The sequence below is a fragment of the Tranquillimonas rosea genome, assembly GCF_900111315.1.
Lineage (GTDB): Bacteria > Pseudomonadota > Alphaproteobacteria > Rhodobacterales > Rhodobacteraceae > Tranquillimonas > Tranquillimonas rosea.
The window spans coordinates 1-25453 of sequence record NZ_FOGU01000002.1; the positions used below are offsets into that span (position 1 = coordinate 1).

Annotated in this window: 22 protein-coding genes; 17 read left to right on the forward strand and 5 right to left on the reverse strand. The window is 70.2% G+C overall.

Annotation, left to right across the window (positions count from 1 at the left end; translation table 11 throughout):
- The 8 genes from BMZ25_RS03015 to BMZ25_RS03055 all read left to right on the forward strand — a co-directional run.
- Positions 1 to 1884: bifunctional 5-dehydro-2-deoxygluconokinase/5-dehydro-2-deoxyphosphogluconate aldolase (locus tag BMZ25_RS03015; protein WP_092689420.1), on the forward strand; the 1884-nt coding region annotated here is incomplete at its 5' end.
- 26 nt (positions 1885 to 1910) lie between these two features.
- Positions 1911 to 3740 (forward strand): 3D-(3,5/4)-trihydroxycyclohexane-1,2-dione acylhydrolase (decyclizing), encoded by a 1830-nt coding sequence (gene iolD, locus BMZ25_RS03020; protein WP_092688235.1) that lies wholly within the window; start codon positions 1911 to 1913, stop codon positions 3738 to 3740.
- Positions 3741 to 3768: 28 nt separating this feature from the next.
- Positions 3769 to 4683, forward strand: coding sequence for a myo-inosose-2 dehydratase (gene iolE, locus BMZ25_RS03025; RefSeq protein ID WP_092688238.1), 915 nt, complete (start codon positions 3769 to 3771; stop codon positions 4681 to 4683).
- Between the two features lie 4 nt (positions 4684 to 4687).
- Positions 4688 to 4915: a hypothetical protein gene (locus tag BMZ25_RS03030; protein WP_092689424.1), complete on the forward strand. Its 228-nt coding sequence runs from the start codon at positions 4688 to 4690 to the stop codon at positions 4913 to 4915.
- Positions 4912 to 5718 carry a 5-deoxy-glucuronate isomerase gene (iolB, locus tag BMZ25_RS03035; protein WP_092688240.1) on the forward strand — a complete coding sequence of 269 codons (807 nt, stop codon included), beginning with the start codon at positions 4912 to 4914 and terminating at the stop codon, positions 5716 to 5718. Before BMZ25_RS03030 ends, iolB begins: the two co-directional genes overlap by 4 nt.
- The gene (gene iolG / locus BMZ25_RS03040; protein WP_092688243.1) at positions 5715 to 6743 is read left to right on the forward strand and encodes an inositol 2-dehydrogenase; all 1029 of its coding nucleotides are present in this window, start codon (positions 5715 to 5717) and stop codon (positions 6741 to 6743) included. The genes iolB and iolG overlap by 4 nt, the downstream gene beginning before the upstream one ends.
- 125 nt (positions 6744 to 6868) lie before the next feature.
- The gene (locus tag BMZ25_RS03045; RefSeq protein WP_092688246.1) at positions 6869 to 7456 is read left to right on the forward strand and encodes a L,D-transpeptidase; all 588 of its coding nucleotides are present in this window, start codon (positions 6869 to 6871) and stop codon (positions 7454 to 7456) included.
- Positions 7457 to 7942: 486 nt separating this feature from the next.
- Positions 7943 to 9529 (forward strand): winged helix-turn-helix domain-containing protein, encoded by a 1587-nt coding sequence (locus BMZ25_RS03055; protein ID WP_092688252.1) that lies wholly within the window; start codon positions 7943 to 7945, stop codon positions 9527 to 9529.
- 10 nt (positions 9530 to 9539) lie between these two features.
- Here the strand turns inward: BMZ25_RS03055 and BMZ25_RS03060 are convergent, their stop codons facing one another.
- Positions 9540 to 10280: a sulfite exporter TauE/SafE family protein gene (locus tag BMZ25_RS03060; protein WP_092688255.1), complete on the reverse strand. Its 741-nt coding sequence runs from the start codon at positions 10278 to 10280 to the stop codon at positions 9540 to 9542.
- A gap of 158 nt (positions 10281 to 10438) precedes the next feature.
- Here BMZ25_RS03060 and tkt point away from each other — a divergent pair, with 158 nt between their 5' ends.
- The 8 genes from tkt to BMZ25_RS03100 all read left to right on the forward strand — a co-directional run bounded on the left by tkt (position 10439) and on the right by BMZ25_RS03100 (position 20325).
- On the forward strand, positions 10439 to 12430 hold the full coding sequence (gene tkt / locus BMZ25_RS03065; protein ID WP_092688258.1) for a transketolase: 1992 nt from the start codon (positions 10439 to 10441) through the stop codon (positions 12428 to 12430).
- Between the two features lie 62 nt (positions 12431 to 12492).
- Complete coding sequence (xylB, locus tag BMZ25_RS03070; RefSeq protein ID WP_092688261.1) at positions 12493 to 13950, forward strand: xylulokinase; 1458 nt, start codon at positions 12493 to 12495, stop codon at positions 13948 to 13950.
- 5 nt (positions 13951 to 13955) lie between these two features.
- Complete coding sequence (locus BMZ25_RS03075) at positions 13956 to 14909, forward strand: sugar-binding transcriptional regulator (RefSeq protein ID WP_092688263.1); 954 nt, start codon at positions 13956 to 13958, stop codon at positions 14907 to 14909.
- A gap of 174 nt (positions 14910 to 15083) precedes the next feature.
- Positions 15084 to 16109 carry a substrate-binding domain-containing protein gene (locus tag BMZ25_RS03080; RefSeq protein ID WP_092689431.1) on the forward strand — a complete coding sequence of 342 codons (1026 nt, stop codon included), beginning with the start codon at positions 15084 to 15086 and terminating at the stop codon, positions 16107 to 16109.
- A 170-nt stretch (positions 16110 to 16279) separates the two neighbouring features.
- Positions 16280 to 16720 carry an ion channel gene (locus BMZ25_RS03085; protein WP_177190367.1) on the forward strand — a complete coding sequence of 147 codons (441 nt, stop codon included), beginning with the start codon at positions 16280 to 16282 and terminating at the stop codon, positions 16718 to 16720.
- 91 nt (positions 16721 to 16811) lie between these two features.
- Positions 16812 to 17288 carry a hemerythrin domain-containing protein gene (locus BMZ25_RS03090; protein ID WP_092688266.1) on the forward strand — a complete coding sequence of 159 codons (477 nt, stop codon included), beginning with the start codon at positions 16812 to 16814 and terminating at the stop codon, positions 17286 to 17288.
- 48 nt (positions 17289 to 17336) lie between these two features.
- Positions 17337 to 17927, forward strand: coding sequence for an exopolysaccharide biosynthesis protein (locus BMZ25_RS03095; RefSeq protein WP_092688269.1), 591 nt, complete (start codon positions 17337 to 17339; stop codon positions 17925 to 17927).
- Between the two features lie 70 nt (positions 17928 to 17997).
- Positions 17998 to 20325, forward strand: coding sequence for a Tex family protein (locus tag BMZ25_RS03100; RefSeq protein ID WP_092688272.1), 2328 nt, complete (start codon positions 17998 to 18000; stop codon positions 20323 to 20325).
- Positions 20326 to 20372: 47 nt separating this feature from the next.
- On the opposite strand, the gene cynS is transcribed toward BMZ25_RS03100, so the two are convergent.
- From cynS to BMZ25_RS03115, 3 genes are all read right to left on the reverse strand, one after another.
- Positions 20373 to 20840 (reverse strand): cyanase, encoded by a 468-nt coding sequence (cynS, locus tag BMZ25_RS03105; RefSeq protein ID WP_092688275.1) that lies wholly within the window; start codon positions 20838 to 20840, stop codon positions 20373 to 20375.
- A gap of 25 nt (positions 20841 to 20865) precedes the next feature.
- Positions 20866 to 22587: a bifunctional protein-serine/threonine kinase/phosphatase gene (locus tag BMZ25_RS03110; RefSeq protein WP_092688278.1), complete on the reverse strand. Its 1722-nt coding sequence runs from the start codon at positions 22585 to 22587 to the stop codon at positions 20866 to 20868.
- A gap of 63 nt (positions 22588 to 22650) precedes the next feature.
- The gene (locus BMZ25_RS03115) at positions 22651 to 23502 is read right to left on the reverse strand and encodes a formate/nitrite transporter family protein (RefSeq protein WP_092688281.1); all 852 of its coding nucleotides are present in this window, start codon (positions 23500 to 23502) and stop codon (positions 22651 to 22653) included.
- 622 nt (positions 23503 to 24124) lie between these two features.
- On the opposite strand from BMZ25_RS03115, the gene BMZ25_RS03120 reads away from it, so the two are divergent.
- On the forward strand, positions 24125 to 24571 hold the full coding sequence (locus tag BMZ25_RS03120; RefSeq protein WP_092688284.1) for a c-type cytochrome: 447 nt from the start codon (positions 24125 to 24127) through the stop codon (positions 24569 to 24571).
- Positions 24572 to 24578: 7 nt separating this feature from the next.
- Here BMZ25_RS03120 and BMZ25_RS03125 read toward each other — a convergent pair whose 3' ends face one another.
- Entirely contained in the window at positions 24579 to 25259 is a 681-nt protein-coding gene (locus tag BMZ25_RS03125) for a DUF6639 family protein (protein ID WP_092688287.1), read from the reverse strand.
- Positions 25260 to 25453 lie beyond the last annotated feature (194 nt).

Genomic DNA, 25453 nt, shown 5'->3' on the forward strand with positions numbered 1-25453 from the left:
GGCCGTTCTGGGGTTGATCTTTACGGCAGCCAGGTTGGGGGTCGTCTTGAGGACATGGGGTCGTTCGACAAGTATATTGGCGGGTCCCCGACGAACATGGCGTGCGGGACGGCGCGGCTCGGGCTGCGGTCGGGTCTGATCAGCCGGGTTGGCGACGAGCACATGGGTGGGTTTCTCCGCGAGGAGCTGGAGCGTCACGGGGTGTCGGTGGAGGGGGTGCGGACCGACCCCGAGCGTCTGACGGCGCTGGTGATCCTGGGCATCCGCGACCGCGAGCGGTTCCCGCTGATCTTCTACCGCGAGAACTGCGCGGACATGGCGCTGTGCGCCGACGACATCGACCCGGCCTTTGTCGGCGCGGCGCGGGCGGTGGTGGCGACGGGGACGCATCTGAGCCACCCGACGCCCCGCGCGGCGGTGCTCAAGGCGCTGGAGCTGGCGAAGGCGCAGGGCGGGCGGACCGCGCTCGACATCGACTACCGCCCGAACCTGTGGGGCGTGGCGGGCCACGGGGAGGGCGAGAGCCGGTTCGTGGAATCCGCCGAGGTGACGCGGGCGCTGCAGGAGGTGCTGCCCCATTTCGACCTGATCGTGGGCACCGAGGAGGAGTTCCACATTGCCGGCGGCTCGACCGACACGCTGGAGGCGCTGCGGGCGGTGCGTGCGGTGTCGGCGGCGACGCTGGTCTGCAAGCGGGGGCCGATGGGGGCGGTGGCGTTCGAGGGCGCGATCCCCGAGAGCCTCGACGAGGGGCAGTCGGGGCCGGGCTTCGCGATCGAGGTGTTCAACGTGCTCGGCGCGGGCGACGGGTTCATGTCGGGTCTGCTGAAGGGCTGGCTCGACGGGGAGGCCTGGCCGGTGACGCTCAAATACGCCAATGCCTGCGGCGCGCTGGCGGTCAGCCGGCATGGCTGCACGCCGGCCTATCCCAGCTGGGAAGAGCTGCAATTCTTCTTCGACCGCGGCATCGTGCGCCCCGACCTGCGCAACGACGCCGAACTGGAGCAGGTCCACTGGGCGACCAACCGGCACGGCGACTGGTCGACGATGCGGGTCTTCGCCTTCGACCACCGGGCGCAGCTCGAAGAGATGGAGGGCGCGGATCCTGCGCGGATCGGGCGGTTCAAGGAGCTGTGCCTGGAGGCGGCGCAGGCGGTCGCGCGGGGGCAGGGCGGCCACGGCATCCTGTGCGACGGGCGGCTGGGGCAGGAGGCGCTGTTCCGCGCCGCGGGCACCGGCCTGTGGACCGGGCGGCCGGTGGAATGGCCGGGGTCGCGGCCGCTGCGGCTCGAGCCCGAGACGGGGCCGGACCTGGGCGGGCTGCGGAACTGGCCGCGCGACCAGGTGGTGAAGTGCCTGTGCTTCTGCCATCCCGACGACGATGCCGGGATGTGGGCGGACCAGGAGGCGACGGTGACGCGGCTGTTCCACGCCGCGCGCCGCAACGGTCTGGAATTCCTGCTCGAGGTGATCCCCTCGACGGTGGGCCCGGTCGACACGGAGACCACGGCGCGGATCATCGAGCGGGTCTATGGCTGGGGTGTGCATCCCGACTGGTGGAAGCTCGAGCCGTTCGACAGCGATGCCGCCTGGGCGGCGGCGGTGGCGGCGATCGAGCGGCACGACCGGCACACGCGCGGGATCGTGGTGCTGGGGCTCGACGCGGCGGAAGAGGCACTGGCGGCGCGCTTTGCCCGCGCGGCGCGGTTCCCGCTGGTGAAGGGCTTTGCCGTGGGGCGGACGATCTTCGGGGCGGCGGCGCGGGACTGGTTCGCGGGCCGGATCGGCGACGAGGCGGCGGTGGCGCGGATGCGGGACAATTACGCGCGGCTCTGCGGGATCTGGGACGCGGCGCGCGCCGCGGCCGAGCGGGACGCGGCATGAGGGACGACAGGGAAGGAGACCGGGCGATGACGACGATCCGGCTGACCGCGGCGCAGGCGATGACGCGCTGGCTGGCGGCGCAGATGACGGAAGACGGCGAGCGCTTCATCGAGGGCGTCTGGGCGATCTTCGGGCACGGCAACGTGGCCGGGATCGGCGAGGCGCTGCAGGGGATGGGCAACGCGCTTCCCACCTGGCGCGGCCAGAACGAGCAGACCATGGCCCATGCCGCGATCGCCTATGCCAAGACGCAGAAGCGGCGCAAGGCGATGGCGGTGACCTCGTCGATCGGGCCGGGGGCGACGAACATGGTGACGGCCTGCGCGCTGGCGCATGTGAACCGCCTGCCGGTGCTGCTGATCGCGGGCGACGTCTTCGCCAACCGGCGGCCCGACCCGGTGCTGCAGCAGATCGAGGACTTCGAGGACGGCACGGTCAGCGCGAACGACGCGTTCCGGCCGGTGAGCCGCTACTTCGACCGGATCAGCCGGCCCGAGCACCTGATGACCTGCCTGCCGCGGGCGCTGCAGGTGATGACCGATCCGCAGAATTGCGGGCCGGTCTGCCTGGCCTTCTGCCAGGACGTGCAGGCCGAGGCGTTCGACTATCCGGCGGACTTCTTCGAGCCGCGGGTCTGGCGCATCCGCCGGCCCGAACCCGACCCGCGCGAGGTCGCGGAGGTGGCGGATCTCATCCGGTCCGCCGAGACGCCGGTGATCGTGTCGGGCGGCGGAGTGCTCTATTCCGGCGCCGAGGACGCGCTGGCGGCCTTCGCCGAGGCGCTGAACGTGCCGGTGGTCGAGACCCAGGCGGGCAAGGGCGCGCTGGCGGCGGCGCATCCGCTGAACTTCGGCTCGCCCGGGGTGACGGGGTCGGCCTGCGGCAACGATCTCTGCGCCGCGGCGGACCTGGTGATCGGGGTGGGCACGCGGTTCCAGGACTTCACCACCGCGAGCTGGACGGCCTTCCGCAACCCCGAGAGGCGGCTGGTGTCGATCAACCTGCATCCCCACGACGCGGCCAAGCACATGGCCACGCCGCTGGTGTCCGACGCGCGGGTGGCGCTGGAGCGGCTGACCGGTCTGCTGGATGACACGCGGTTCGAGGCGCACGATCCGAAGGCGCGGACCGACTGGCACGCGGCGGTCGCGACCGTCACCGCCCTGCCCGAAAACGACGGCCCGGACAATCTGCCCACCGACGCGCAGGTGATCGGCGCGGTGCAGCGGGTCGCGCGGGAGAACACCGTGGCGATGTGCGCGGCCGGTACGATGCCGGGGGCGCTGCAGGTCCTGTGGCAGGCGGCGCCGGGCGGCTACCACATGGAATACGGCTATTCCTGCATGGGCTACGAGGTCGCCGGGGCGATGGGGATCAAGCTCGCCGCGCCCGAGAAGGAGGTGATCTGCTTCGTCGGCGACGGCAGCTACATGATGGCGAACTCCGAGCTGGCCACGGCGGCGGCGCGGCGCGTGCCGTTCACCGTGGTTCTGACCGACAACGCCGGCTACGGCTGCATCAACCGGCTGCAGATCGGCTGCGGCGGGGCCGAGTTCAACAACCTGTACAAGGACAGCGACGTGTGGCCGCGGATCGACTTCGTCGCCCATGCCGCGTCGATGGGGGCTCATGCGGTGAAGGCGGCGGGGATCGCCGATCTCGAGGCGAGGATCGTCGAGGCCCGCGGGCGCGATGTCCCCTCGGTCATCGTGATCGACACCGATGCCGGTCCCGGCACCGGCGCCGGCGGCGCCTGGTGGGATGTCGCGGTGCCCCGGACCGGCGGCCCGGCGCGCCTGGAAGAGGCGCGCGAGCGCTACGACGCAAACGCCGCGCAGCAGCGCGTCCACGATTGACGCGCGCCGGACGGCAGGGAGGACCGGAATGATCCTGTACGGCACGAACCCCATCGCCTGGTCGAACGACGACGACTGGTCGATCGGCGATCACATCAGCCTCGAGACATGCCTCTCGGACGCCGCGCGGATCGGCTTCGAGGGGATCGAGAAGGGCCACAAGATGCCCGATGACGGCGCCGCACTGAAGGCGGCGCTGGAGCGCCACGGCCTGCGGTTCGCCGCGGGCTGGTTCTCGACCAACCTGCTCGTCCGGGACATCGCGGACGAGGTCGCGGCCCTGCGCGAATGGATCGCGTTCACCCGGGCGGCGGGGGGCGACCACATCAATGCCTGCGAATGCTCGAACACGGTGCACGGCTCGGACGGGGTGCCGGTGAACGACCGCCCGGTGATGACCGGGGCCGAGTGGGACCGCTTCTCGGCCGGCTACGAGGAACTGAGCCGGGTGGCCCACGAGGAGGGCATGGCGATGGGCTATCATCACCACATGGGCACCATCGTCGAGAGCGAGGCCGACATCCGCCGCTTCATGGAGATGGCGGGCCCCCATACCCGGCTGCTGCTCGACACCGGGCATGCCTGGTTCGGCGGCGCCGACCCGGCGGCGCTGGCGCGGGAGTACATCGGTCGGGTGAGCCACATCCATGCCAAGAACGTCCGCGCCGACATCGCCGCCGAGGTGCGCGCGGGCGGGTTGTCCTTCCTCGAGGGGGTGCGGCGCGGCGCCTTCACGGTGCCGGGCGATCCCGAGGGCGCCGTGGCCTTCGAGCCGGTGCTGCGCGCGGCGGCCGAGGGCGGCTATTCCGGCTGGCTCGTGATCGAGGCCGAACAGGACAGCGCGGTGCGCGACCCGGTGCGCTACCAGTCCATGGGCCTCGCGGTGCTCAGGCGCATGGCGGCCGAGACCGGGCTCGATGCCGCCGCGGCCGGGGGGGCGTGAGCGCATGTTCGACACCACCCATCCGTGGTTCCGCCCGCTCTGGGTGCGGATCGTGCTGCTGGCGGTGACCGCCGGCTGGGGGCTGGTCGAGCTCTCGGCCGGCAATGCCGGCTGGGCGCTGTTGTTCCTGGCGCTGGCGGCCTGGGTGACCTGGGCGCTCTTCGTCACCTACACGCCCGGCCCCGACACCACCGACACACCCGACGACCACGACAAGGACGGCGAGACATGAGCCATCTGCTGCACAGACCCTTCGGCACCCATGGCGAGGTCCACCGGATCACGCCCGAGAGCGCGGGCTGGCGCTATGTCGGCTTCGCGCTGCACCGGCTCCGGGCGGGCGAGAGCGCCGGCGCCGCGACCGGCGACCGCGAGGTCGTCCTGGTGATGGTCGAGGGCAAGGCCGCGATCACCGGCGCGGGCCGGGACTGGGGCGTGCTCGGCGACCGGATGGACGTGTTCGAGAAGACGCCGCCGCATTGCCTCTACCTGCCGGACGGCAGCGCGTGGCAGGCCACGGCCGAGACCGACTGCGTCGTCGCGGTCTGCTCGGCCCCCGGCCGCGGCGGCCATGCCGCCCGGCGCATCGGCCCCGAGGGGATCGCGCTGACCGAGCGGGGCACCGGCACCAACACCCGCCACATCAACAACATCGCGATGGAGGCCGAGGATTACTGCGACGCGCTGCTGGTGACCGAGGTGTTCACCCCGGCGGGCCACTGGTCGTCGTTCCCCAGCCACCGCCACGACGAGGACGACTTTCCCCGCGTCACCTACCTGGAGGAAACCTATTACCACCGCCTGAACCCGGCCTCGGGCTTCGGCGTGCAGCGGGTCTATACCGACGACGGCTCCCTCGACGAGACGATGGCGGTGCAGGACGGCGACGTGGTCTGCGTCCCCCGCGGCCACCACCCCTGCGGCGCCCCCCACGGCTTCGAGATGTACTACCTCAACGTCATGGCCGGACCCCTGCGAAAATGGCGCTTCCTCCCCGCACCGGAAGTCGAATGGATCCTGGAACGCGACGGATGACCGACACCAAGAACACCCCCCTCCGCATCGCCGTCTTCGGCGCAGGCCGCATCGGCGGGGTGCATGCCCGCAACGCCGACGCCCATCCGGCGGTGACGCTGAGCCACCTGGTCGATCCGGTCGCCGATGCGGCCTGCGCGGCGCTGGCCGCCGAGACCGGGGCGCAGGTGGCCGGTGCCGACGACGTGTTCGCCGATGACCGCGTGGATGGCATCGTCATCGCCAGTTCCACCGACAGCCACGCCGACCTGCTGCGCCGCGCGGCCGACGCGGGCAAGGCGGTGTTCTGCGAAAAGCCGATCAGTCTGGATTTCGCCCAGGTCGAGGAGGTGGCGGAGAAGGTGCAGGAGGCGGGCATCCCGGCGATGCTGGGTTTCCAGCGCCGCTACGACGCTTCGTTCCGGGCCGCGCGCGACCGGATCGCAAGCGGCGCGGCCGGGCGGCTGGAGCACCTGATCATGCAGTCGCGCGATCCCGGTCCGCCGCCCGCCGCCTATGTCGCGACCTCGGGGGGCATGTTCCGCGACACCGCGATCCATGACCTCGACATGGCGCGGTTCCTGCTGGATGAGGACATCGCCACGGTCTACGCGGTGGGCTCGTGCCTGATCTCGCCCGAATTGGGGGCGGCCGGGGACATCGACACGCTGATGATCACCCTGACGACGCGCTCGGGCCGGCTTGCGCAGGTCGTGAACTGCCGGCGGGGGCCGATGGGCTATGACCAGCGGCTCGAGGCGCTCTGCGCCGGCGAGGTGCTGTTCGTCGAGAACAGGCCCCGTACCACTCTGCGGGTCGATACGCCCGACGGTGCCCTGGCCCCGCCGCCCGAGAACTACTTCATCGACCGGTTCGCCCAGGCCTACCGCGACGAGATGGACGCCTTCGCGTCGATGATCGCCGAGGGTACCCAGCCGCTGGCCGGGATGCGCGACGGGCTCGAGGCGCAGCGTCTGGTGGAGGCGGCCATCGTCTCGCACGAAACCGGGGCGGCGGTGCAGATCTCCCCGGACTGGAGACCCTGAACCCCTGAGGACCGGCTTGGGGCGTCGTGTCGGACGGCAAAGTCGTTAAGTTTCTCATAAGGTTGGCCCCCGAACGGTGTCCGGCACGTTGCGCCTGACGAAGCATGCCGGAAAGGAGGTGTTCCATGAACCGCAGAGAATTGATCACGGGGGCTGTCGGCAGTCTCGGCCTCGGGCTGATGACGCCCGCCTTCGCGCAAGAGGCCTCGGAGCCGGCGGTCATGCCGCCCCGCATCGTTACCCTGCGCGACGCCCTTCCGGCAGGCGAAGTCCATGTCGCCCCGGATCATTTCCGCCTGTACTGGACGCTGCCCGAGGGAAAGGCCTGGGAATACGCCATCCGGGTGGGGCGCGACGACCTGTACGAGGCCGGAGAGTTCTATGTCGGCGCCAAGAAGAAATGGCCCTCCTGGACGCCGACGCCCGGCATGATCGAGCGGGAGCCCGAGAAGTACGAGAAATACGCCGAGGACGGCATGGAGGGCGGACCGGACAACCCTCTGGGCGCGCGCGCGCTCTATCTCTTCCAGGACGGGCGGGGCGACACGTTCCTGCGGATCCATGGCACCAACGATGTCAACACGATCGGCCGCGCCGTCTCGAACGGATGCGCGGGCCTGACCAACGAGCACATCAAGCTGCTGTACAAGCAGGTCCCCGAGGGCGCGCGGGTCGTGCTGTATCCCAAGAGGGCCACGACCCGCTCGGGTTGATGCCGCATCGCGGTCCCGTCCAAAAGAGGGCGGGACCGGCCCGATCTCAAATATTCTCGCAAGAATCCTGGTGTGGTCTGGGCCTCGACGCTTGATCGAGGAGGACCCGGTGATGATCCGTCATTTCTTTCGTGTCTTTTTCAGTGGGCGTCGCGTGATGCCGCGAGCCGAGGTCCCACTGTGCCGCCAGTGCCGCTCGCCCTTTCGCGAGTTCTGGGAGGTGCTTGAGGCGGCTCCGTCAACGGCCCTGAGGCAGGCGGAGTCGCTCTGTCCGGACTGCGTCCGGAAGAGCTGAGGGTCGCGGCACACGATCTCTCTAAGTGGTACCAAACTGGCGGCGCTCTATGCGCCGCCCTTTTTCTGTGCGACCGTTTCCCCTTGCCGCAGCGTCAAGTGGCGCGGCGGTGGCATTTCGAACGCGTTGCTGGCCCCGGCCGGTGGCCGTGCAGTGATTTGAGACACGATACGTTTGAGGGGGAAACCGCCATGCAGACTCGGCGCGCCGGACCCATCGACTTTGCACCGGACTTTTCCTGGGGACGCTGGCCCTCCGGCGAGGAGATCACGTTCACCCGCTCCGAACGCCTCGTTCTCGAACGTCTCGTGCAGGATGCCGGCCGCGTCGTGGGGCGCGAGCGCCTGCTCGACGTGCTGGAAGAGGCGGGGCTGGAAAGCGCGGACCGCAACGTCGATTTCCTTATCAACCGTCTGCGGCGCAAGCTGTCGGATTCGGCGCGGACGCCCACGTTTATTCGCACGCAATACGGCGAGGGATATGCCTGGATCGCGGCGCAGACGCCGGCGGGCGCGGACGTCGCGAACGCCTTCCTGGCGGTGGGCCCGGTGCGGGGGCTCCCCGAACAGGCGGGGCTGGCTGCCTGCGCCGGCGATTTCTGCGACGAACTTGCCCGCCGGATTCAGCTGAGCCTCGTCGGCGGGCGCGAGGTCGTCGTGGCATACGACTACGCGCCCTCGCGCATGACGGAGGGGCCGCAATTCCATGTCGAGGTGACCTTCGCACCTGGGGGTCGCGGCCTCGACGCGGTCGTGGCGCTCTACCGCGATGGCGTGCGCGTGCTGCACCTGTCGCGCTACCGCGTGACCGACACCGATGACCGGACGCTGCCCCAGCTGCGCGATGCGGCGCAGACGGTCGCGCAGGAGGTCGAGGGCGCGCTGTGGCGGTCCGAGGCGTTCGTCGACAGCGACCTGACCCCCTCGGACCATTCGCTGCCCGTCCGGCTGCACGTCGCGACCAGTCCGTTCGCCGCGCGCGAGACCTGGGTCGAGACTCGGCGCCGGCTGCGCACCGTGGTGTCGTCCTCGGAGGATTCGCAATCTCGGCTGCTGTTGGCGCTCAACATCCATTCGAAATACGTCAAGGCGCTGACCATCCTCCCCGAGCAGGATTTCCGCGCGCAGGACGAGGACGAGATGGAGCGCCTCGTCCTCGAGGCGTTGCCCGGCGTGCAGGACAATCCCTCTCTCGTCCTGATGGCGGCCAAGCTGTTGTATTTCCTCGATCGCGGGTACCGCAGCATGGCGCTGGAGATTGCCGAGGACGCCTATGCGCGCTCGACCGCCCTTGCCAGTGCCTATGTCGCCTACGGCCAGTTCCGGATGTTCGAGGGCGACATCCCGACGGCCCTGAAGTGCTACGAGCGCGCGATGGCGATCCAGGCGCCGGAGCCAATGGATTTCGTGAAGGGCTATGTCGAGGTGCTGGAATGTACGACGTACCAGGCCGCGGGTGACTGGGCCGGCCTTGCCCGCGCGCTGGACCGGCTGGGACGGGCGCAGCCCGAGGCGGTGAAGCGCCTGTCGCTGCTCTTTCGCTCGCCGGATGGACGGCTCGACACCGCGGATTTCGACCGGGTGCTCGACTCCCTCGACGTGGCGACGGCGCGGGGGAAGCTGCGCTGGGTCACCTATGTCTCGGGCCGCCTGTTCGTCGCGCCCGAGCATCGCCGCAACGTCCTTGGCGGGGTGATGTCGGCGCTGGTGTCGCGGTTCGGCCGCGATGTCGTCCCGCAAGAGACCCGCGCAGTGCTGCGGCAGGCCGAGACGGTCTAGCGGCGGCCGGTCAGGCCAGGGCGGACCAGAACAGACGCAGCGCGATCGCCGCGAGAATCGCGAGGATGATGGTGTCGAAGGTCGATTTGTCGAACCGCCGCGCCAGCGCCGCGCCCAGCGGCATCCCCGCGAGCAGAGGCACCAGCGCCAGCCCGCTCAGCGCGAGCCGCGTTGGCGTCAGCACCTCGAACGCGTAGAGAAACGGAATCTGCACGAACGACATGGCCGAGAAGAAAACCGCGATCGTGGCGATGAATTGCCGCCGCTCCAGCCCCGTGGCGTTGAGGAATGTGATCGACACTGGCGCCGAGATCCCCGTGGCCCCCTGGAGGATGCCGCCCAAGAACCCCACCGGCGCCGCGATCCGCGCCGCGAGGTCCAGCCCGAGCGACCAGTCAGGGCGGGCGAGCCGGAACGCCACGTACAGCACCACCGCCAGCGCGACCGTCAGCAGCAGCATCTCCGGCGCGAAGGACACGAGGATCGCCGAGCCGAGTGCCGCGCCCACGGCGCCCGCGATGGCGAACCCCCATGTCAGCACCGGGCGCGGCCGGTCGTGGCGAAAGTGCCACCCTTGCCACAGGTTCGAGACGAGGTTCGGCACGGTGAACACTGCGACGGCCAGCGGCACGTTGTAGAGCATGGACAGCAGGGGAATCGCCAAGAGTGGCGCACCCGCACCGGTGGCCCCCTTGAGCACACCGCCAAAGGCGAGCGCCACGACCGCGACGGCGATTCCGAAGTAATCCATCCGCACTGTCTAGGAAAATGCCCGCCGAAGGTCGAGCCGCATGTGCGGCCCGGGCTCCGTAGCGTCAATATGCAACGATTTTCAGAATGAAACCCAAATTGCAATAACCTGCACGGCGGGTGATCGTCGACGCGGGGTGTGGAACCAGGAGGAACCCGATGGCGGTCGATTTCGACGAGAGGGTCGCGGTGCGCGACATGGCGAATGCGATCCGGTTCCTCTCGGCCGATGCGGTCGAGGCCGCGCAGTCGGGACATCCGGGCATGCCGCTGGGGATGGCCGACATTGCGACGGTGCTGTTCACGGACGTGCTGAAATACGATGCCGCCCGGCCGGACTGGCCCGACCGCGACCGCTTCGTGCTGTCGAACGGCCACGGCTCGATGCTGCAATACAGCCTGCTGCACCTCGCGGGCTACGCTGCGCCCGACCTCGACGACATCCGGCGCTTCCGCCAACTGGGCTCGCGCGCCACGGGACACCCCGAATTCAACGAGCCGCCGGGCATCGAGGTGACGACCGGGCCGCTGGGGCAGGGGGTGGCCAACGCGGTGGGCATGGCGCTGGCCGAACAGTTGCTGGCCGCGCGGTGGGGCGACGATCTGGTCGATCACCGGACCTTCGCGTTCTGCGGCGACGGCTGCCTGATGGAAGGCGTCGCGCAGGAGGCGGTCTCGCTGGCCGGGCACCTGGGGCTGTCGAAGCTGACGCTGGTGTTCGACGACAACGCCACGACGATCGACGGGCCGACGGCGCTGGCCACGTCCGAGGATCACGTCGCGCGCTTCGCGGCCGCGAACTGGGACACGATCCGGATCGACGGGCACGATTACGACGAGATCCGCCGGGCGTTCGATCAGGCGGCCGCCAGCCCGCGGCCCACCCTGATTGCCGCCCGCACGCGGATCGGGTTCGGCGCGCCCACGAAAGAGGGCTCGAACACCGCGCATGGCGCCCCCCTGGGCGCGGAAGAGCTGGAGGGGCTGCGCGCGGCCCTGGGCTGGACGGCGGGCCCGTTCGAGGTGCCAGACAGGATCGCGGGCGCCTGGCATGCGGCCGGCCGCCGGGGCCAGTCCGCGCGTGAGGCTTGGGAGGCCCGCCTTGCCGATCACCCGCAAGCGGACGCGTTCCGCGCGGCCCACGGTCCCGAGATGCCCGCCGTGCTCGAGACCGCCATCCTGTCGGAACTCGACGAACTGCGGAAGGCACCGCCGGCCGAGCCTACGCGGAAGTCCGGCCAGCGCGCCCTGGGCGTGGCCTTCGGCGTCATGCCCGGGCGGCTGTTCGGCGGATCGGGCGACCTGACCGGCAGCGTCCTGTCGCTGGCGCCGGGGATGAAGGACCGCTCGGAGACGGGATTCGCCGCGCAGCACATGAGCTATGGCGTGCGCGAACACGCGATGGCGGCCGCGGTGAACGGGATCGCCTGTCACGGCGGGCTGGTGCCCTATGCCGCGACCTATCTCGCCTTCAGCGACTATGCCCGTCCGGCCCTGCGGCTTGCCGCGATGATGAAGCTCAGGGCGGTGTTCGTGTTCACTCACGATTCCATTGGCGTCGGAGAGGATGGCCCGACCCACCAGCCGATCGAGCAGATCGCGGCGCTGCGGGCGATACCGGGCCTGCGCGTCTACCGCCCCGCCGATGCGGCCGAGACGCTGGAATGTTGGCTCGACGCGCTGTCCGGCGAAGGCCCGAGCGCGATGATCCTGTCGCGCCAGAAGACGCCTGCCGTGCGCTCCGGACCGGTCGAGGGCATGCCCGCGCGGCAGGGCGCCTACGTCGTCGCCGAGGCCGAGCGCACGCGCGAGGCGACGCTGATCGCCACGGGTACCGAGGTGGCGCTGGCCCTGCATGTCCGCACGCGCCTGGCCGACGCAGGCATCGACATCGCCGTCGTCTCGATGCCGTGCTGCGCGGTATTCGAGGACCAGCCCGCGTCCCTGCGCGAGGCCGTGCTGGGCGACGTGCCCCGCTTCTCGGTCGAGGCCGGGTCACGTCAGGGCTGGTCGGATTACGTGATGCATCGGCACCATGCCTTCGGCCTCGACGGGTTCGGCCTGTCGGCACCGGGGTCCGAGGTGTTCACCGCGATGGGCCTGACCGTCGACGCGGTGGCGGACGCGATCCGAAAGCGTCTCGGGCGCTGATCTTGCCGTCGCCGGCCCCCCATGCTTCGGTTCGCCGGCAGCGACCGCCCCGGAGGAACGGGATGTATCTTGGTGTGGATCTGGGGACCTCGTCGATCAAGGTGATCGTCGCCGATGCCGCCGACCGAGTCCTGGCCAGCGCACGGTGCCCCGTCGCCACCGCCCGCCCGGCGCCCGGACGGGTCGAGCAGGCGCCCGGCGAGTGGATCGCGGCGTTCGAGACCGCGATGGATGCGCTGGCCGCGTCGGACGGCGCGCTGCTGCCGCAGGTCGGGGCGATCGGGGTGGCGGGGCACATGCACGCCCTCGTCCTGCTCGACGCCCTGGGCGCTCCGGTGCGCCCGGCATCCCTGTGGAACGACTTCCGCGCCCACGACGAAGCGCGAGAGCTTGCGGGCCTGGGCTACGACGACCGGCTGGGTGTGCGCCCGATGGCGGGGTTCACCGGGCCGAAGCTCTTGTGGACCGCGCGTCACGATCCAGACGCCCTTTCCGCAGCCGAACGCTTTGTCTTTCCCAAGGATGTCCTACGCCACTACCTGACCGGCGCCTGGGCCACCGATCCGTCGGACGCGGCGGGCAGCTGGCTCTACGATCAGGCGTCGGGGTGCTGGGACGCGGCCACCCTCTCGGCCTGCGGGGCGGACGGGCTGACCTGTCCGCCGCTGCTGCCCTCGGGCGACGTGGCCGGGCACCTGCGAGAGCCGCTCGCCCGGCGCTGGGGCCTGCCGCCGGGCCTGCCGGTCGCCACGGGGGCGGGGGATGTCGCGGCCGGGGCCGTCGGGCTGGGTGTCGTGCGCGAGGGGGACGCGATGATCTCGCTCGGCACGTCGGCGCAGGTCTTCGCGGCCCGCGCGGCCTATCGACCCAATACCGGACGGCTCGTCCATTCCTTCGCCCATGCGGTCGGCGGGACATGGTTCGACATGGCGGCGCTTCTGAACGGCTCCGGCGCGCTCGACACCACCGCAGACTGGCTGGGCTACGCGGATGTCGCGGCCCTGCTGGCAGAGGTCGAGGCGCAGCCCGACGGCCCCGGCGCGCTGCTTGCGCTGCCCTACCTTTCGGGCGAGCGGACGCCGCACGACGACATGAGCGCGCGCGCGGCGTTCGTGGGCATGTCAGGCGGGACCGAGCGGTGGGAGCTGGCCCGCGCGATGATCGACGCGCTGGCCTTTTCCCTGGCCGACGGGCGCGACGCGATCGGGGCGGCGCCGGACGAAATGCTGGTGATCGGCGGCGGCAGCCGCTCGGACGTGGTGTGTCGCACCATCGCGGACGTGCTGGGCGCCACCCTCGTCCGGGGCGAAGGCGGCGAAGTGGGCCCGGCGCTCGGCGCCGCCCGGCTGGCCCGCGCCGCGGCGACGGGCGCGGCGCTCGACGATCTCGGACCGCCGTGGGAAACGGCAGAGCGCATCGCGCCCGACCCCGCGCGCCACGCCGCCTATGCCCCGCGGCTGGCGCAATTCCGCGCGCTCTACCCCGCGCTGTCGCCCACTTTTCAAAGCCTGGGGGCCTGAGAGGGATGCCGCGGCCCGCCCGTGACCTGGCGACGCTGCTCAAGGTGGCGCGGATGCGCTACGAGCGGAACCTCACGCAGACCGAGATCGCGGACTCGCTGGGTGTCTCCGCCGCCACGGTGAGCCGCTACCTGTCCGAGGCGAGCGAGCGCGGCCTGATCGAGATCCGCGTGGTCGAGAGCGCCTACCGCGACTTCGACCTGGAACGCGCGCTGCGGTCGCGGTTCGATTTGGACGAGGCGATTGCGGTGCGCTGCCGGGGCACCGCCGCCGAGACCCTGCGCATCCTGGGCAGCGCCGCCGCCCGCGCGATCGTCGACCGGATCGAGGACGGTAGCGTCGTCGGCGTGTCGAATGGCCAGAGCGTCGCGCATGTCGCCGCCGAGCTGTCGCCGCTGGCGGCGCGGGACGCGGATGTCGTCACGCTGATCGGCGGCGTGGGCCGCGCCGAAGAGGACAGTCACACGGGTCGCATCTGCCGCCGCTTCGCCGACACGCTCAAGGGCCGGGCGCGCATCCTGCCGTTGCCGGCGCTGCTGGACTCGGAAGAGCAGGCCGCCGTTCTGCGCGGGACCGAGGCGTTCCGCGTGCTCGAACGGCTCTATGCCGCGCTCGACATCGCGGTGGTGGGGATCGGCACGCTGTCACCGCAATCGTCGACGGTGCAGGACGGTCTGTTCACCGAGGCGCAGCTGGCGCAGGTGATTTCCGAGGGCGGGGCCGGCACGATCTGCGCCCGCTTCATGGACCACATGGGCCGCCCCGTGAGCGCCGCGTTCGAGGCGCGGACGATCTCGATCACCTTCGACGAGCTGCGCCGCGTGCCCTGCCGCTTCGGCGTGGCGATGGGGCCGGAGAAGGTGGACGCGATCGGTGCGGCCGTTCGGGGCGGCCTGGTGAACGCGCTGGCCACCGACGCCGAGACGGCGGCAAGATTGCTGGCGGCCGCGGCGGAGTAACTGCAAGAAGTTGCAGCCGGCCGAAGTTCTTGCAAGAAATCTCCGTCTTCCTACGCTTCCTCCATCCGGCTCCGGGGTCCGCGCGCATCAGCGCCGTGACGCGCCCCCGTCCGGCAGGGTCGCGCATCGCGTGTTCGAACGGCGTGACAGGATCTTAGGGAGGAGACGACGATGATGACGCAAAAGCTTTGGGGAGTGCTCGCGGCGGCGGCCACGCTGATTCCGGCGGCCGCCATGGCGCAGGATCAGCAGGACGTGTCCGCCTGCCTCATCACCAAGACGGACACCAACCCGTTCTACGTCGCGATGAAGAAGGGCGCGCAGCAGAAGGCCGAAGAGCTGAACGTCGATCTCAAGACCTTCGCGGGCCGGATCGACGGCGACAGCCAGAGCCAGATCGGCGCGATCGAGACCTGCATCGCCGACGGCGTCGACGGAATCCTCCTGGTCCCCTCCGATACCAGCGGCATCGTGCCCAAGGTCCAGCAGGCGCAGGAGGCGGGGATCATGGTACTCGCCCTGGACACGCCGCTCGACCCGCTCGATGCGGCGGACGGCACCTTTGCAACCGACAACTTCGCCGCCGGGCAGGCCATCGGTCGCTGGACCAGGGCCAAGCTGGGCGACGGGGCGGCGGACGCGCATATCGCGCTGCTGAACGGCCTGACCAGCCAGTCCAGCGTCGGCGTCCTGCGCAACCAGGGCTTCCTGGACGGGATGGGCATCGACCTGAACGATCCCGACGTCTGGGGCGACGAAGAGGACGAGCGGATCTCCGGCAACGACGTCACCCAGGGCAGCGAGGAAGGCGGCCGCACCGCGATGGAGAACCTCCTGCAGCGCGATCCGGACATCAACGTCGTCTACGCGATCAACGAACCCGCCGCCGCCGGCGCCTACGAGGCACTCGACGCCTTCGGCTTGGCCGGTGACGTGACGGTGGTGGCCGTGGACGGCGGCTGTCCGGGCGTGGCCAACGTGGCCGACGGCGTGATCGACGCCACCGCCCAGCAATACCCGCTGCGCATGGCGTCCGAGGGCATCGCCGCCATCGCCGCCGCCGTGCGCGAGGGCAAGGCGTTCGAGACGACCGAGGGCAAGGATTTCTACGACACCGGCGTTAACCTCGTGACCGACGATCCGGCCGAGGGTGTCGGGTCCATCACGCCCGACCGCGCGTCCGAGATCTGCTGGGGCTGACCCCGGCCTTGCGGCGGGGTCCCGCGCCCCGTCGCCTTCTCTGACCCCGATACCGCGGGGGCATGCGGTCCATCCCGGTCCACCATTTTCAGCCTCCCCGCCGTCGCTTCGGGAACGCATCGCGCCCGAGCGCCATTGCGCACTCGTGTATCGCAGAGCGGAGGCGCGTCTTGGGACTTATCGTCGGTTTCATCCTGGTGGCGGTCATGGGGGTGATCCACCATTTCGGCCTGCGCGCGCTCGAGCGCATCAGCGGCTATGACAAGTGGCAGCCGAACCGGACGATCCTCACCGTGTTCATGGGCCTGCTCGTGCTGCACACCGCCGAGATCCTGCTGTGGGCCGTCGCCTATCTCGCCCTGCAATCGGACCCGTTGCGCCCGGTCTTCGGCCAGCTGATCCAGACCGGGGGGCGCACCTTCGGCGACCTCGTCTATTTCTCGGGGATGAGCTTCGTGACGCTGGGCTACACCGAGATGAAGAGCGCCGGTGCGATCCGTCTCGTCGGGCTGATGCAGTCGCTCGGCGGGTTCATGGTGCTGACGTGGTCCGCCACCTACATCTACTCGGCGTGGCAGCGCGCCTTCCGTCTCGCCGGCCAGACCGGCTGACGGCGCCACGTCCGCCCGCGCGTCGGTGTGGCCTATCGGTCGCCGTGGGCTAACCTCTCTGCGAGCCAGGAAACAAGCCAAGGAGTATGCGATGCCATCCATCTACGACGCCATCAAGCAGGACCACGAAGAGCACCGCGCGCTGCTCAGGACGATCGGCGACACCGAGGGCGCCAGCGACAAGCGGAAAAAGGCGTGGGACACCTTCTACCACGAGGTGAAGTCCCATGCCGCGGCCGAGGAAGAGACGTTCTATTCCAAGCTGATCTCGCAGACCTGGGGCCAGGACGCCGCGCGCCATTCCGTGCACGAGCACCAGGAACTCGACGACCTGATGGAAGAGCTCAACGGCATGGACATGTCGAGCTCCGGCTGGATCCAGAAGTTCCGCACGCTCGAGCATGACTACCTGCACCATATCGACGAGGAAGAGGACGAGGTGTTTGCGCGCGCCCGCGAAGAGATTTCCGAGAACGAGGTCGAGGGCTATGGCGACCGCTTCCTCGAGCGCAAGGCCGAGGAACGCAAGCTCGTCGAGGAGAAGAAGAAAGACAGCCTTGAGGATTGAGGCGCGGGGCAGGGCCCCCCGCTCGGGACACGCCGCAACGGAGGCTCCGTGAGCAGCAACGGCACGATTCAGGACATCCTCGGCGCCATGCGCTCGCTCGCCGGGAGACAGGACAAGGTCTCGGTCGGGGACGTCGTCGAGACGGTCGGCGAGAAGGGCTACGGTCCCTTCATCTTCATCCCCGCCCTGATCGAGATCACCCCCCTCGGCGGGATTCCGGGGCTGCCCACGCTGCTCGCCGTGCTGGTCATCCTGTTTGCCGGGCAGGTCGCCATCGGCCGCAGGTCGATGTGGCTTCCCGGTCCGCTGTGGCGTCTGTCGACCAATGGCGAGCGGGTCGGGACCGCGGCGGACAAGCTGATGCCGGTCGCGCGCCGGATCGACCGCTGGTTTCCCGGCCGCTTTCCGCAGCTGACGACCGCGACGATGCGGTGGCTGGCCTCGGTGATGTGCGTCGCGCTTTGCGTGACCGTCCCGCCGCTGGAACTCGTGCCCTTCGCCAGCACCGCCCCGATGGCAGCGATCGCGGCGTTCGGGCTGGCGATCACCCTGCGCGACGGGGCGCTGATGATGCTGGGCTACCTGCTGGTCGTGGTCGCGGCGGGGGTCGTGGGCTATGCCGTGACATCGGCGATGTAGGCGGCACGGCCCTTGGCGGCGGGCTCCGGGGGCGGTATCACCGCACTCCCCACCAGCGCAGGAGCATGCCTTGGACAGCGTCGCAGACCGCATTTCCCGCACCATCGCCGGCCAGATCGGCGCCACGCCCGCGCAGGTCACCGCCACGGTCGGCCTGCTTGACGGCGGGGCGACCGTTCCCTTCGTAGCCCGCTACCGCAAGGAGGTGACGGGCGGCCTCGACGACACACAGCTGCGGACGCTGGCCGACCGGCTGACCTACCTGCGCGACCTCGAATCCCGCCGCGCGACGATCCTCCAGTCGATCCGGGACCAGGACAAGTTGACCGACGCGCTGGCCCGCGACATCGCCAAGGCCGAGACCAAGGCCGCGCTCGAGGACATCTACCTGCCCTACAAGCCCAAGCGGCGCACCAAGGCGATGATCGCGCGCGAGAACGGGCTCGAACCGCTGCTGCGCGCGATCATGGCCGACCGCTCGGCCGATCCGCAGGCGCTGGCGCAGGGCTATGTCTCGGACGCGGTGCCCGGCGTGAAGGAGGCGCTGACCGGCGCGCGCGACATCCTCGGCGAAGAGCTGTCCGAGAACGCCGCGCTCTTGGGCCGGATGCGCGACTTCATGCGGCAGGAGGCGATGATCGCCGCCCGCGTCACCCCCGGCAAGGAAGAGCAGGGGGCGAAGTTCTCGGACTATTTCGACCACCGCGAGCCGTGGTCGAAGATCCCCTCCCACCGGGCACTGGCGATCCTCAGGGCGTCGAAGGAAGAGATCGTCACCATCGACATTGCCCCAGACCCCGACACCGGCGTGCCCCGCGCGGTGGGCATGATCGCGGCCGAGCTGGGCCTGTCCGGTGACGGCGCCCCCGGCGACCGCTGGCTGCGCGAGGCGGCCGAGTGGACGTGGCGGGTCAAGCTGAGCCTGACGATGTACATGGACCTGATGACCGAGCTGCGACGCCGCGCCCATGACGAGGCGATCGAGGTCTTTGCCCGCAATCTCAAGGACCTGCTGCTTGCCGCGCCCGCCGGCGCCCGCCCGACGCTGGGCCTCGATCCCGGCCTGCGCACCGGCGTGAAGGCCGCAGTGGTGGATGCGACCGGGCGGCTGGTCGAGACGGCGACGCTCTATCCCTTCGCCCCGCGCAAGGACCTGCGCGGCGCGGAAGAGGTGATCGCGCGGCTGATCCGCACCCACGGGGTCGAGCTGATCGCCATCGGCAACGGCACCGCCAGCCGCGAGACCGAGCGTTTCGTGGCCGACCTGCTGGGCCGGCTGCCCGACGGCGCCGCGCGGCCCACCAAGGTCGTCGTGTCCGAGGCGGGGGCCTCGGTCTATTCCGCGTCGGAACTGGCCGCGCGCGAGTTTCCGGACGTCGACGTGTCGCTGCGCGGCGCCGTTTCGATCGCGCGGCGTCTTCAGGATCCGCTGGCCGAGCTGGTGAAGATCGAGCCGCAGTCGATCGGCGTCGGCCAGTACCAGCACGACGTCGACCAGCGGCGCCTGTCGAAATCGCTCGAGGCGGTGGTCGAGGATGCGGTGAACGCCGTCGGCGTCGACCTCAACACCGCGTCCGCCCCGCTGCTGGCGCACGTGGCGGGGCTGGGGCCGTCGCTGGCGCAGTCGATCGTCAGCCACCGGGACGCACAGGGCGCGTTCGCCTCGCGCAAGGCGCTGCTCAAGGTCGGCGGGCTCGGGCCCAAGGCGTTCGAGCAATGCGCCGGCTTCCTGCGCATCCGCGATGGGGCCGAACCGCTGGATTCCTCGGCCGTCCACCCCGAGGCCTACGCCGTGGCCCGGCGGGTGGTGGAGGCCTGCGGCCGCGACATCCGGTCGATCATGGGGGACGACAGTGCGCTCCGGGGGCTCCGGGCCGAGGATTTCGTCGACGAGACGTTCGGCCTGCCCACCGTCCGCGACATCTTCGCCGAGCTGGAAAAGCCGGGCCGCGACCCGCGCCCCAGCTTCCGCACCGCGAGCTTTGCCGAGGGCGTCGAGAGCATCACCGACCTCAAGCCCGGCATGTCGCTCGAGGGCACGGTGACGAACGTGGCCGCCTTCGGCGCCTTCGTGGATATCGGCGTGCACCAGGACGGGCTGGTGCATATCAGCCAGCTGGCCGACCGGTTCGTGAAGGACCCGCACGAGGTGGTGAAGGCGGGCGACGTGGTGAAGGTCCGCGTCACCGAGGTGGACGTGCCGCGCAATCGCATCGGCCTGAGCATGCGCAAGGACGGCGGCGCGGGCGGCGACCGGCCGCAGCCGGCCAAGGAGCGCAAGGCACCGGCCAAGGGCGCGCCGCAGAAATCGGGACGGGGCGGCAAGCCCCCGGCCAAGGACGGCGGCAAGGGCTCGTTCGGGGATGCGCTCTCCGAGGCGATGAAGCGCAAGCGCTGAGGCGGCACGGGCGGCGGCGGCACGCGCCGCCGCCCGCCGCGGTCAGTTTACCACTGCTTGTAGGGCAGGAACTTGCCCGTCATCTCGACCTTTACGCGGTCGCCCTTGGGATCCTCGACGCGCGTGACCTCCATGTCGAAGTCGATCGCCGACATGATGCCGTCGCCGAACTTCTCGTGCACCAGCGCCTTGAACGAGGGGCCGTAGACGCCGGCGATCTCGTAGAGGCGATAGATGCAGGGATCGGTGGGGATGTCGCGGCTCCAGTCCTTGCTGGGGCACTCGGTCAGCACGTCGACCGCCTCGGCCGGCAGGTCCAGCACGCGCACCAGCGTTTCGGCCTTGTCCTGCGGCATCCCGGCCATTCCGGTCGCGGCGGCGTGGGTCCAGACCGGCGACATGCCGACCTCCTTGGCGATGTCCTCCCATGTCAGGCCGGATTTCTTCTTGGCGCTCAGCGCCATCAGGGTCACGTCGTCCCGGCTGAGATCTTCGGTGAACTTGAGGTCTTTCATCGGTGGTCCTCCTTCCTGAGGTGGGTCAGCCGCCGATCTGGGCGGCGAGGATCGCGCAGGATAGCGCGAGCACGGCAGACACGGTCTGCCAGAACCGGACGGGATTGCGCTCGGCCAGCGGGACATGGCGCCCGTCTTTCCAACCGGCGCCGGGTCGCCGCAGGTCGGCGGTGAACTCGGACAGCGCGTCGTAGCGGCGCAGCGGATCGGGATGCAGCGCCCGTCGCAGGGCGGCGTCGATCCATTCGGGCACACCGCTGTCGTCGTCCCGCGCGGGGCGATAGCGCAGCCGCCGCTGGTCGGTGCGCGAGCGCACGCGCGCCACCTGCGCGCCATAGGGCAGCCGGCCTGTCAGCATCTCGTAGGCGATCACTGCCAGCCCGAACTGGTCTGACCGCCAGCTCACCGCGTCGCCCGACAGGTATTCCGGGGCGGTGTATTGGAAGGTGCCCGGCAACGCGCCCAGCGTGCCCGGCACGGCCTCTTCCGCGCCCGCCACGCTGACCGAGCCGAGGTCGATGATCTTCACCGTGCCCTCATCGTCGATCATCACGTTCTCGGGGCGGAGGTCCTGGTGGATCATCTCGCGCCGGTGCAGCGCCCGCAGCCCGGCGGCGATCTGTTCGACGATGCCGCGCACCGTCTCGCGCGGCGGGTGCGGCGTGTCGGTCATCCACTGGCGCAGCGTCCGCCCCTCGACCCATTCGGTCGCGACGTAGAGAGCGCTGCGCCTCTCGGGCGGCGTCGCGGCACGCAGGACATGGGGCGAGCTGACCCGGGCCGCGATCCAGTCCTCCAGCGCGAAGCGACGCAGGTAGTCGGCATCGCGCGCCGTCTCGCCAGCGGGAATCTTCAGCGCCACCCGGCCGCCGGCGGGATCGGTGGCCAGGAATACGTGGCTGCGCGGTGTGACCTGCACCTCGCGCACGATGCGGAACCCGTCGATGACGTCGCCCGTCGCGGGCAGGGGTGGTACCGGCAACGCGGCAGGTCCAGGGTCGAGCGCGGCATCCGCGGACGGCAGCGCGTCGATCCGGGCGATCTGCACGGTCACGTCGTCGTCGCTGCCCGCGGCCACCGCGGCCTCTGCGACCCGCCGCGCCGCGCCGTCGAGGTCGGGCGCCTCCAGCGCCCGCGCCAGCCCCGCGGCATCCAGGTGGTCGTGCGCGCCGTCGGTTGTCAGGACGAAGACGTCGCCCACCGCGACCGGCACCCGACGATAGTCGATCTCGACGCCCTCGCCGGTCCCGAGCGCACGACCCAGGTAGGTCTGCCCGCCCGACAGCGTGACGCGGTGGTCCTCGGTCAGCGGTTCCAGCGTTCCGTCCCGCCAGCGGCCAACCCGGCTGTCGCCGACATGCAGCACATGCGCCGCGCGGCCCTTTAGGATCAGCGCCGACAGCGTGCAGACCCAGCCGCCGTCCGGATCGCCACCCGCGCCCTGACCATGCAGCCAGCCGTTCGTCGCGGCGATCACCCGCGTCGCGGCGGTCCGCACCGTCCAGGCGTCGGGGGTGGCGTAATAGTCGGACAGAAGGCTGGCCACTGCCGTCTCGGCGGCGCGTGCGCTCACCGGGCTGGGGCTGATGCCGTCGGCGACGGCCAGGGTGACGCCCTTCAACGTCAGCGCCGCGCCCGTGGGCACGAGCGCGCCGTGGAAATCCTGGTTCTCGCCCCTGCGCCCCGCCGACGAGAACTGGCCGATGGTGACGCGCAGCGCATCCGGGGCGGTGGTGTCCCTTGGCATGTCACGGTCTCCGGCGGAAAGGACGGGCAGGGGCCCCGGCACCGGGGCCCCTGTCTGCGGGCCTCACTCGGCCGGCATGGTCGCGGTGTCGTCGTTCCGCGCCGCCGCGCTCCGGCGCGACGGGGATTCCTTGAAGTGGGTCATGTACAGCATCGCGCCCACGAAGGTCAGGCCGCCCACGAGGTTGCCGATCACCGTGGGGATCTCGTTGAACAGCAGGTAGTCGACCCAGGTGAACGCCCCGCCCAGCATGATGCCCGAGGGGAACAGGAACATGTTCACGACCGAGTGCTCGAAGCCGAGATAGAAGAACACCAGGATCGGCATCCACATCGCCATGATCTTGCCCGAGACCGAGGACGACATCATCGCCGCGACCACCCCGGTCGAGACCATCCAGTTGCACATCACCGCGCGCACGAAGAGCGTCAGCATCCCGCCCGCGCCGGCGGCGGCATAGCCCACGGTGCGGCCCTCGCCGATCTCGCCGATCTTCTGGCCGACGGCATCCGGCGCCTGGGTGAACCCCATGGTAAAGATGATGGCGAAGAAGAACGCGGTGGTCATCGCCCCGGCGAAGTTGCCGACGAAGACGAGCCCCCAGTTCCGCAGCATCCCCTTCATGTCGACCCCCGGACGCTTGGCCACCAGGGCCAGCGGCACCAGCGTGAACACCCCGGTCAGCAGGTCGAAGCCCATCAGGTAGAGCATGCAGAAGCCCACGGGGAACAGCAGCGCCCCGATCAGCGGATTGCCGGTGTTCACCGTGACGGTGATCGCGAAACCGGCGGCGAGCGCCAGGATCGCGCCCGCCATGAAGGCGCGGATCAGCGTATCTTTCGTCGACATGAAGACCTTGGACTCGCCGGCGTCGACCATCTTGGCCGCGAATTCCTTTGGCTGGATGTATGACATTCCATTCTCCCTTTCAGAGCTCGGATGGGTTCGGTGCTGCGGGCCCGCCCGCAAAGGGCTGTGGGGGCGGGCGGTGACGGGCCGAAAGGTCGGGATCGCACGCGCGGCCTGGTTGGCGCGGGGCGGGCGATGAGTGCGCACGGAATGGTCGCGTTGGCCGCGCGTCCTCGTCCCGATCCTGTCGGACAGAAGATGCAGCGCCGTTGCTGCGGGCCCGTCGCGGGCCGTAAGCTCGGATCGCCGCGCCATTGCGGCGGGGGAACGGTCGCGCCGTTCCCTGTCACCCTTTCGCTAGCGAGGGCGGCGGCGCTGGCTCAAGATCTTTCCCCTCTTCCGCCCCGGAACGCCCGCGCCTGCCGCGATCTGCCCAACACGGCGGCGCTCCGGCGGCGCGTTGCGTAGACAATGGGCACGTTCCATCCGCGTAGCGGGAGATGTCGTCTGAGGGGCGAGTCGCGGTTCTGTCACGCCGGACGCTTTTTGCCCCCGCTCGCGCGCCGCGCGACTCGTTCCCCCGCCGCCGGCCTGTTATCCAGTGGGCCGAGGCATTGATGCACGTCAACGCCGGCGCACCGGCACCGACGTTAGCTGGACGAGGCAGAGAAAAGAGCAGGCAGAGACAATGGCACAGAAGATGGCATGGACCGGCCTCGGCGGTACGGTCGCACTTGGACTGGTTCTCGCGGGGTGCGCGGCGCAGCAGATGGGCGGGCCCAGCGGCAAGCAGCTCTACCTGCAGAATTGCGCCTCCTGCCACGGCGAAAGCGGCCGCGGCGATGGCCCGCTGGCCGATGGGCTGGACCGCCGGCCCGCCGACCTGACGCGCAAGCCCGACATCGGCGAGCCGTTCCCAACCGCGCACATCATGGGCTACGTCCACGGCTACAACCGCCGCGACGCCCCGGACGAGGTGATGCCGCAGTTCGGGGAGGATTTCGAAGGCCAGACCGTCCTCTACGACATCGGCGACGGCATCCTGACGCCCACGCCGCTGCCGCTGATCAAGGTCGCGGAATACGTCCGCACCCTGCAGGACGAGGGCGGCGCCGAAGAGACGCCCGAGCCCTGAGCGCGGGCTAGGACCGCTCGCGGTCCAGCAGGACGTCGCCCGCCACGATGGACCCGACATAGCCGCAGGGATCCTGCTGTCTGGCAAAGTGCCGCCACGCCGTCGTGGCGAACCGCTGCGGCGCCATCGCGTGCATCACTTCGCTGAGATAGCTCAGCGCTTCGTCCGGGTTGATCGGAGAGGCGGCCTCGAACAGGGCGCGGTCCTCGGGCGACTGTGACCGGACCTGCATCGCATAGGCGATGAACTCCTGGTTCACGAGGCAGGATTCGAGCGGACAGTTGCGCTCGTCATAGGCCGCATGGGCCAGCTCGTGCGCCACGATGCTGTCATAGTATCCCTCGACCGGGATCGCCGCGAAGGGGCCCTGGTCCGAAATCGCCTCCGCGAAAGACGCCGGGTCCAGCAGTTCGATCAGGGAAGTGTCGCAATGGCAGAGGCCCAGGCAGCCCTGCTCGAGGCTGGGCTGCACCTCTATCGTCAACGGCAGCGGCACCACCAGGTTGCACTGCGCCAGGGACTCGGTCTCTTCCTCGACCACCGCGCACACCCGTGCCGCCAGCTCCGGGCTGTCCGTCTCGACGCTGGCATCGACATCGGGGCAGACGGTCTGCGCGCGCAGGGCCGTCGCGCCCGGCATGGCCGCGACGAGCAGGCAGAGCAGCCAGCTGGGTCCCGTTTGTCCCATTGTGAAAGCTTGCCTTGCGGCGCTCCGATGCGGCAAGCCGTTCGCCCCCGGCACGGCGTCGTGCGGTTTCCGTGTTGACAACCTCCGACGCTCCGCAGGTATCCTGACACGACGAAGACGGGGCCCCGGCGACAGGGACTTGGGAGGGCAGCAATGCAGGATCGACCGGCCCCCGGAGCGCAGTCCGGGCGCCG

Coding starts and splice junctions, on each gene's coding strand:
- iolD (WP_092688235.1), top strand. CDS start 1,911: ATGACGACGATCCGGCTGACCGCGGCGCAGGCGATGACGCGCTGGCTG.
- iolE (WP_092688238.1), top strand. CDS start 3,769: ATGATCCTGTACGGCACGAACCCCATCGCCTGGTCGAACGACGACGAC.
- BMZ25_RS03030 (WP_092689424.1), top strand. CDS start 4,688: ATGTTCGACACCACCCATCCGTGGTTCCGCCCGCTCTGGGTGCGGATC.
- iolB (WP_092688240.1), top strand. CDS start 4,912: ATGAGCCATCTGCTGCACAGACCCTTCGGCACCCATGGCGAGGTCCAC.
- iolG (WP_092688243.1), top strand. CDS start 5,715: ATGACCGACACCAAGAACACCCCCCTCCGCATCGCCGTCTTCGGCGCA.
- BMZ25_RS03045 (WP_092688246.1), top strand. CDS start 6,869: ATGAACCGCAGAGAATTGATCACGGGGGCTGTCGGCAGTCTCGGCCTC.
- BMZ25_RS03055 (WP_092688252.1), top strand. CDS start 7,943: ATGCAGACTCGGCGCGCCGGACCCATCGACTTTGCACCGGACTTTTCC.
- BMZ25_RS03060 (WP_092688255.1), bottom strand. CDS start 10,280: ATGGATTACTTCGGAATCGCCGTCGCGGTCGTGGCGCTCGCCTTTGGC.
- tkt (WP_092688258.1), top strand. CDS start 10,439: ATGGCGGTCGATTTCGACGAGAGGGTCGCGGTGCGCGACATGGCGAAT.
- xylB (WP_092688261.1), top strand. CDS start 12,493: ATGTATCTTGGTGTGGATCTGGGGACCTCGTCGATCAAGGTGATCGTC.
- BMZ25_RS03075 (WP_092688263.1), top strand. CDS start 13,956: ATGCCGCGGCCCGCCCGTGACCTGGCGACGCTGCTCAAGGTGGCGCGG.
- BMZ25_RS03080 (WP_092689431.1), top strand. CDS start 15,084: ATGACGCAAAAGCTTTGGGGAGTGCTCGCGGCGGCGGCCACGCTGATT.
- BMZ25_RS03090 (WP_092688266.1), top strand. CDS start 16,812: ATGCCATCCATCTACGACGCCATCAAGCAGGACCACGAAGAGCACCGC.
- cynS (WP_092688275.1), bottom strand. CDS start 20,840: ATGAAAGACCTCAAGTTCACCGAAGATCTCAGCCGGGACGACGTGACC.
- BMZ25_RS03110 (WP_092688278.1), bottom strand. CDS start 22,587: ATGCCAAGGGACACCACCGCCCCGGATGCGCTGCGCGTCACCATCGGC.
- BMZ25_RS03115 (WP_092688281.1), bottom strand. CDS start 23,502: ATGTCATACATCCAGCCAAAGGAATTCGCGGCCAAGATGGTCGACGCC.
- BMZ25_RS03120 (WP_092688284.1), top strand. CDS start 24,125: ATGGCACAGAAGATGGCATGGACCGGCCTCGGCGGTACGGTCGCACTT.
- BMZ25_RS03125 (WP_092688287.1), bottom strand. CDS start 25,259: ATGGGACAAACGGGACCCAGCTGGCTGCTCTGCCTGCTCGTCGCGGCC.